Origin of the sequence: Schaalia sp. (assembly GCF_050312375.1) — a bacterium.
GTDB lineage: Bacteria > Actinomycetota > Actinomycetes > Actinomycetales > Actinomycetaceae > Pauljensenia > Pauljensenia hyovaginalis.
Genome location: NZ_JBNOYB010000085.1, coordinates 1 through 7,250 on the forward strand (window position 1 = coordinate 1; position 7,250 = coordinate 7,250).

The following is a 7,250-nucleotide window of genomic DNA, read 5'->3' on the forward strand; positions in this document are numbered from 1 at the left end:
CTTCTAACCCCCGGACAGCACCCGCAGGGCGGCGACCCCCCAAAACCCCCGGACAGCACCCGCAGGGCGGCGACCCCCAAAAACCCCCGGACAGCACTCGCGGGGCGGACCCGAAGGCCCGCCCCGCAGTACGATTCCGGATCAGCCCAGCCGTTCGATGAGCCGATCGATACGGGTGAGCACCTCATCACGTCCGAGGATCGCCATGGAATCGACGACCGGCAACGAGACATTCGATCCGGTCATCGCGACGAAGAGCGGACCGAAGGCGAAGCGGGGCTTCACACCGAGCCCCTCGACGAGGGCCTCATCGAGCGCGGGCTTGATCCCCTCGGCCGAGAAGTCCTCGAGACCGGCCAGGACCTCGCGGGCCTTGGCGAGAACCGCCGGCGCGGTGTCCTTCAGCTTGCCGAGGGCCTTCTCGTCATAAGCGATATGAGAAGCGTCGACGAAGAGGAAGCGCATGAGCGGACCGGCCTCGCCGAGCAGCTGGATGCGCGTCTGCGCGAGCGGCGCCGCCGCATCGAGGATCCGGCGCCCCTCCTCATCGAGCTCCTCGTAGGAGGAGGCGGGCACCAGGCCCTCCCGCGCGAGGAAGGGCACGAGACGCGCACGGAAGTCATCGCCCTCGAGCAGACGGATCTGCTCGGCGTTGATCGCCACGCACTTCTTCTGGTCGAAACGCGCGGGGTTGGGGTTGACCGCGGAGATGTCGAAGGCCTCGGCGAGCTCGGTCATGGAGAAGATGTCACGGTCGGGGGCGATCGACCAGCCGAGGAGGGCGAGGTAGTTGTTGAGCCCCTCGGGGATCATGCCCGCCTCCCTGTGCAGGAGCAGATTCGACTCGGGGTCGCGCTTGGACAGCTTCTTGTTCCCCTCCCCCATGACGTAGGGCAGGTGACCGAAGCGCGGCATGAACTTCGCGATGCCGAGCTCCTCGAGGGCCCTGTAGAGCACGATCTGGCGCGGCGTCGACGACAGGAGGTCCTCACCGCGAAGGATGTGCGTGATCTCCATCAGGGCGTCATCGATCGGGTTCACGAGCGTGTACAGCGGGTCGCCGTTCGCGCGGACGATCACGTAATCCGGCACCGACCCCGCCTTGAAGGTGATCTCTCCGCGGATGAGGTCGGTGAAGGTGATGTCCTCATCGGGCATCCGCATACGCAGGACCGGTTCACGCCCCTGCGCCTTGAAGGCGGCGATCTGCGCATCCGAGAGGTCGCGGTCGAAGCCGTCGTAACCGAGCTTGGGATCCTCCCCCTTGGCGCGGTGGCGCTCCTCGATCTCGGCGGGGGTCGAGTAGGACTCATAGGCGTACCCGCCCTCGAGCAGCTTGGCGGCGACGTCCTTGTAGATGTCCATGCGCTCGGATTGGCGGTAAGGGCCGTGGGGGCCGCCCTTGTTCACGCCCTCATCCCAGTCCAGACCGAGCCACGACAGGGAGTCGATGATCTGATCGAAGGACTCCTGGGAGTCGCGCGCCGCATCGGTGTCTTCGATGCGGAAGACGAAGGTGCCGCCGGTGTGGCGCGCGTACGCCCAGTTGAACAGGCAGGTGCGGACCATTCCCACGTGGGGGGTTCCGGTCGGGGACGGGCAGAATCGAACGCGCACATCGGCGCCGGAGGCAGTCGTTTCACTCATGATGGGGCCGATTCTACTCGCCTGAAGCGGACAGTTCCGCCCTCGTCAAGCGGCCCTGGACGCCCCTGAGCCGATTGGGCGATAGCCTGTGGACGTTTGGACGAGTAAGGAGCATCGATGACCTTGAGGATCTTCTCGCCGGAAGAGGCGCGCAAGACGGGCACCTTGAAGTGGACGGGGATCACGCGCGAGGACGGTTCGCCGACGATCGGAGCGTGGGTCGCTGAAATGGACTTCGGCACCTCGCCCGCGGTCGCCGCCGCCATGAAGGCCGCGATCGATGAGGGTTTGCTCGGCTATCAGCCCAAATGGCTCGCCTCGGCGATTGCGGATGCGACGGCGTCCTTCCAAGCGGAGCGCTTCGGCTGGTCGATCGAGCCCGCCCAGGTGCGTCTGGTCGCCTCGGTCCTTCCCGCGCTCGAGGCGGTGATCCGGAATCTCGTCCCCGAGGGCGCGCCCGTGATCGTTCCGACCCCCGCGTACATGCCCTTCCTCACGATCCCGGTCGACCTCGGCCACCCGGTGATCGAAGTGCCCTCGCTGCGCGGCGAGGCCGCCGGCGGGCGCGGCTGGGCCCTCGACCTCGAGGGGATTCGCCGGGGCCTGGAGGCCGGCGCCGGACTCGTGATCCTGTGCAACCCGTGGAACCCGACGGGGCGGGTGCTCTCCGAGGCCGAGCTCCGCGCCTTCGATGCGGCGCTCGAAGGCTCGGACGCCCTGGTCTTCTCCGATGAGATCCACTCCCCTCTCGTCCTCGATGACGTCCCCTTCATCTCCTACGCGCGGGTGAGCGGGGCCGCCGCGGCGAGGACGGTCACCGCGACTGCGGCCTCCAAGGGGTGGAACATCGCGGGCCTGCCGTCGGCCCAGGTCATTCTCCCCGACGATTCCTTGGCGAGGCGCTGGGACTCCTTCGGTCAGCGCCTGGCCTTCGGAGCGAGTGTCATCGGCACGATCGGGCAGATCACGGCCTACACCTCAACGGATTCATGGCAGAGCGAGGTGCGCGACTACATCCGCCTCAATGTGGACGCGGTGGAGCAGGCCCTGGCGAACTCCCCGATCGCGTTCACGAGGCCGCAGGGCACCTACCTGACCTGGTGGGGATTCGAGGGCCTCGGTTTGAAGCCCTCCCCCGGGGTCGCGATGCGCGAGCTGGCCGGGATCGGGGTGAACGACGGCAAGGACCTCGGCGCCGACTACTCGCAGTGGGCGCGGGTGAATCTGGCGACTTCGCACGAGGTCGTCGCCGACATCATCGAGCGGACTCTCGCCCTGGTCTCGGGCACGAGCCTGCGCTAGTCCGATCTGCGGGCGCTGCCCGCACACAAGTACGCAAGCACACAAGCACGCGAGCGTGCGAGCACGCCAAGCACGGCACACACGCCAAGCAGGCGAGCACGCGAGCGCGGGGTGCTGCGGCCCCCACGGTCGCAGCACCCCGCGTCCTTCGTTCTGAGCAGCCGCGCTTCAGTCGGCCGCGAGGACCGTTTCGATGCCGATCCGGACCGTTTCGCCGGCGCGGGCGGCGGCCTCCACGACCGCGCTCGGATCGGTCGGCGCTTCGGCGAAGGAGAGGTCGGAGACGACGCTCATCCCCGCGACGCGGATACCGAGGCCGTGGAGGCAGATCGCCTCCATGACGGTCGACATGCCGACGCAGTCGATCCCGAGCATGGCGAGGATCCTCGTCTCGGCCATCGTCTGGTACTCGGGCCCCCGGAGGATCGCGTAGGAGCCCGAGCGCTCGCACACTCCCTCGAGGAGCGCCGCGAACCCGGGATCCCATGTGCCCATGACGTCGGTGAACAGGGGGCCGTTGAAGGGCGAGCTCCCGGAGAGGTTCACGTGGTCGCGGATCGCCATGACGTCGCCGAGCTCCCAATCGCGCAGGCACCCGTTGGCATTGGCGAGCACCGCGCGGTCGATTCCGGCTGCGACTGCGATCCGGGCGAGGGCCGTCACCTGCGCGGGGGACGCGCCCTCGTACAGATGCGTGCGGCCGAGGGCGACGAGGACGCGCCGACCGTCGATTTCGTAGGAGCGCAGCTCATCGAGGTGGCCGTCCGCTACCGGGGCGAGGACGCCCGGCAGTTCGGAGAGGCGCATCCGGGCGGCGGCTTCGCCCCAGCGCTCGGCGGAATCGAGGGATCCGGCCAGGCCCGAGCCGAGGACGACGAGGGCGTCATGGCGGTCCGCACCTGTGAGTTCGGCGAGACGGGCCGCGCCTTCGCGCGCCTTCGCGTCGAGGAGGGCCTCGGCGAAACGCGGGTCGGCCGTCATGTCAGGCCTCCTCGAAGGAGCGGGAGGGCTGGAGCTCCTGGTTGCGCACGCGCTTGGAGGAGGTGAGCCAGTATCCGAGGAAGCCGATGATCATCGCGACGAGGACTCCGAGGTTCGAGTAGGCCCATGCGCCTTCGCGTCCGCCGAGCGGGCCGAGGAAGTAGCCCTGCCACGAGAGCCACCCGGCGTAGGTGTTGACGACGAGGCCCCAGCCGATGAAGGACCCGAGGAGGAGCGAGGCGATCGCGCCCCAGTTGACCGATCCGTATCGGCCGTCGGCGACGAAGAGGGAGGGCTCGTCGTAGTCCTTCTTCCGCAGTGCGATGTCGGCGAGCATGACGCCGCCCCAGGCCGAGATCACGACGCCGAGGGTGATGAGGAAGCCCTGGAAGGGGCCGAAGAAGGAGTCGGAGAAGAAGACGACCACGACGGTGCCGACCAGCATGATCGTGCCGTCGATCGCGGTGGCGACCGGGCGGATCACGGGAATGCCGGTGGCGAGCAGCGACAGGCCCGAGGAGTAGATGTCCATGACGATGCCGCCGATGAGGCCGAGGATGGCGACGAGGGCGAAGGGGACGAGGAACCAGGTCGGCAGGATCGTCGTGAGCGCGCCGATCGGGTCGGCGCCGATGGCCTCGCCGAGCTCGGCGTTGGAGCCGACGAGGAGCAGGCCGAAGAAGACGAGGATCACGCAGGGAAGCGCCGCGCCGAAGGTCGTCCAGCCGACGACGCCCTTCGTGGACGCCGCGCGGGGCAGGTAGCGCGAGTAGTCGGCGGCCGCGTTGATCCAGCCGAAGCCGAAGCCGACGAGGAGCATGATGCCCGCGCCGATGACCGCGGTGGCCGGTCCGGCCGGGATGGCCATGACCGCCGCGAAGTCGATCGAGGGGAAGACGAGGACGAGGTAGATGATCGTGAGGACGGCGGTCGCCCAGGTGATCCAGGTCTGGACCTTCATGATCGTGTCGAAGCCGAGGATGCCGGAACCGGCGGCGAGGACGAGGACGAGGACGAGGGCGATGATCTGCGCGAGGAGATGGTTCTCGAAGCCGAGGGCGCCCATGACGGTCGCAGTGGCCTGAACGGCCATGACGCACAGGAACATCTCCCAGCCGACCGTGAGGATCCAGGAGATGACCGCTGAGATCCGGTTGCCGTTGTAGCCGAAGGCGGCTCGGGAGAGCACAAGGGTGGGGGCCGAGCCGCGCTTGCCGGCGATCGCGATGAGTCCGCAGACCCCGAAGGACAGGACGACGCCGATGACCGACACGATGACGGCCTGGATGAAGGAGATGCCGAATCCGAGGACCCACGAGCCCCACGAGATTCCGAGGACCGAGATGTTGGCCGCGAACCACGGCATGAACAGGTCGGCGGGGCGGCCTTTGCGCTGGGACTCGGGGATGACATCGAGTCCGGCCATTTCGACAGCAGTTGCAGCGTCGGCGCCGCCTGGCGCCGGGGACGAAGTCGTCGTCGACATTTCGTTACTTCCTCAAATGGTGATGGGTTTTCCGCGGGACCCGCGGAGGCATGATTTTACCTCCGCGGCGGGCGCTCGCGTGCCTCGCAGGAGCCAGGCGGGGGTTCCCGTGCGCGGCGTCGGCGCCTTCCCCGACGGGCCGAGGGCGGGCCTCAGGCGTCGACGACCGGGTTGGACAGGACGCCGATGCCCTCGATCTCGACTTCGACTCGTTGTCCGGCTCCGATCGGGCCGACGCCGGCCGGGGTCCCGGTGATGATGACGTCTCCCGGCAGGAGGGTGAAGACGGAGGAGACGTAGGAGATGAGTTCGCGGACGGGCGTGATCATGTGCGCGGTGGTGTCGTCCTGGCGGGTCTGCCCGTCCACTCGCGTCGTCACGCGCAGGTCGTCGACGTCGAGCCGGGGGTCGGCGGTGATCCAGGGGCCGAGCGGGCAGGCGGTGTCGAAGCCCTTCGCCCTCGTCCACTGCGCGTCGGTCCGCTGAATGTCCCGGGCCGTCACGTCGTTCGCGATCGTATAGCCGAGGACGACCCGGTCAGCCTCTTCGACGGGAACGTCCTTGGCGAGGGTCTTGATGACGACGGCGAGTTCGCCCTCGTGATGGACTTCGTCGGACCATGCGGGACGGATGATGGGGTCGTCGGGCCCGATGATCGAGGTGCTCGGCTTGAGGAAGATCACCGGCTGGTCCGGGGCTTCGCCGCCCATTTCGCGCGCGTGATCCGCGTAGTTCTTCCCGATGCCGATGATCTTCGAGGGCGCGGCCACCGGCGCGAGGAGGCGCGCGGAGTCGAGGGCGTAGGCGCGACCGGTCGCCTGGGCCCCGGAGGGGAAGGGGGCCGAGGCGAGTTCGAGGATCTCTTCGGAGTCCTCGGCCAGCACGCCGAAGCGGGGCTCGTCCTCGCCCTCGGCGAGGAATCTGAGGTAGCGCGGCGCGGTGCTCATCGGCGCAGCACCGGGTTCGTGAGGCGGCCGATCTCGGGGATCTCGAAGGAGACGGTGTCGCCGTCGGTGATCGGACCGGAGACTCCCGGGCAGCCGGTCGTGATGACGTCGCCGGGAAGGAGGGTGAACAGGGTTGAGCAGTAGGCGACGAGTTCCCGGACCGTGTGGAGCATGCAGGCGGTTGACCCGGAGGTGTGCGCGTCGCCGACACGGCCGGAGATCGTGAGGTCCTGGACGTCGAGCTCGGGATCCACGACGATCCAGGGGCCGAGCGGGCAGGCGGTGTCGAAGGACTTGCCCTTGAGCCAGGGGCCGCCGTCCATCGCATCGCGCGCGGTCACGTCGTTGCACAGGGTGTAGCCGAGGATGACCTGGTCGACCTCGTCGAGGGGCACGTCCTTGGCGAGGGACTTGATGACGACGGCGAGCTCGCCCTCGTAGATGACGTCCCGGCTCCACTCGGGCAGGACGATCGGGTCGTCGGGGCCGATGACGGAGGTGTTCGCCTTGAGGAAGACCGGGGGCATCGTCTCGGGTTCGGGCGAGCCGGGGGCTCGGACCCGGTCTGCGAAGTTCGTCCCGATGCCGATGACCTTCGACCTGGGGATCACGGGTGAAAGGAGGCGGACCTCGTCGAGTTCGACGATGCGCCCGTCGGGTTCGATCTCGTTGAAGAGCGGGTCGCCCTTGAGGACGACGATGCGGGTCGAGCCCTCCTCGAGGGCGCCGTAGCGGGGGGAGTCTCCATCGGAGAAGCGCACGATTCTCATGCGACCAGCCTAGTGCGCGCGGCGGCCAAGCGGCGCGCGGTCATCGTATCAGGGCGGCGGGCCTTCGAACCCGCAGAGGCGAATGCCCGGGGGCGGGCGGCGCCGATCGGCGACTAC

The 7,250-nt window shown here is 68.4% G+C and carries 6 protein-coding genes; 1 reads left to right on the forward strand and 5 read right to left on the reverse strand.

Annotation, left to right across the window (positions count from 1 at the left end):
• Nucleotides 1-141 precede the first annotated feature (141 nt).
• Nucleotides 142-1,647, reverse strand: coding sequence for a glutamate--tRNA ligase (gene gltX, locus ACQY7V_RS06600; RefSeq protein ID WP_277298210.1), 1,506 nt, complete (start codon nt 1,645-1,647; stop codon nt 142-144).
• A gap of 117 nt (nt 1,648-1,764) precedes the next feature.
• Here gltX and ACQY7V_RS06605 point away from each other — a divergent pair, with 117 nt between their 5' ends.
• Nucleotides 1,765-2,949: an aminotransferase class I/II-fold pyridoxal phosphate-dependent enzyme gene (locus ACQY7V_RS06605; RefSeq protein WP_321083243.1), complete on the forward strand. Its 1,185-nt coding sequence runs from the start codon at nt 1,765-1,767 to the stop codon at nt 2,947-2,949.
• Between the two features lie 168 nt (nt 2,950-3,117).
• On the opposite strand, the gene ACQY7V_RS06610 is transcribed toward ACQY7V_RS06605, so the two are convergent.
• The 4 genes from ACQY7V_RS06610 to ACQY7V_RS06625 all read right to left on the reverse strand — a co-directional run bounded on the left by ACQY7V_RS06610 (nt 3,118) and on the right by ACQY7V_RS06625 (nt 7,133).
• Entirely contained in the window at nt 3,118-3,930 is an 813-nt protein-coding gene (locus ACQY7V_RS06610; RefSeq protein WP_428639464.1) for a purine-nucleoside phosphorylase, read from the reverse strand.
• A gap of 1 nt (nt 3,931) precedes the next feature.
• Complete coding sequence (locus tag ACQY7V_RS06615) at nt 3,932-5,356, reverse strand: purine-cytosine permease family protein (RefSeq protein ID WP_428639466.1); 1,425 nt, start codon at nt 5,354-5,356, stop codon at nt 3,932-3,934.
• A gap of 212 nt (nt 5,357-5,568) precedes the next feature.
• Entirely contained in the window at nt 5,569-6,363 is a 795-nt protein-coding gene (locus ACQY7V_RS06620) for a fumarylacetoacetate hydrolase family protein (protein ID WP_320835757.1), read from the reverse strand.
• A complete protein-coding gene (locus tag ACQY7V_RS06625; RefSeq protein WP_277299539.1) occupies nt 6,360-7,133 on the reverse strand; it encodes a fumarylacetoacetate hydrolase family protein in 774 nt (257 codons plus the stop codon). The genes ACQY7V_RS06620 and ACQY7V_RS06625 overlap by 4 nt, the downstream gene beginning before the upstream one ends.
• Nucleotides 7,134-7,250 lie beyond the last annotated feature (117 nt).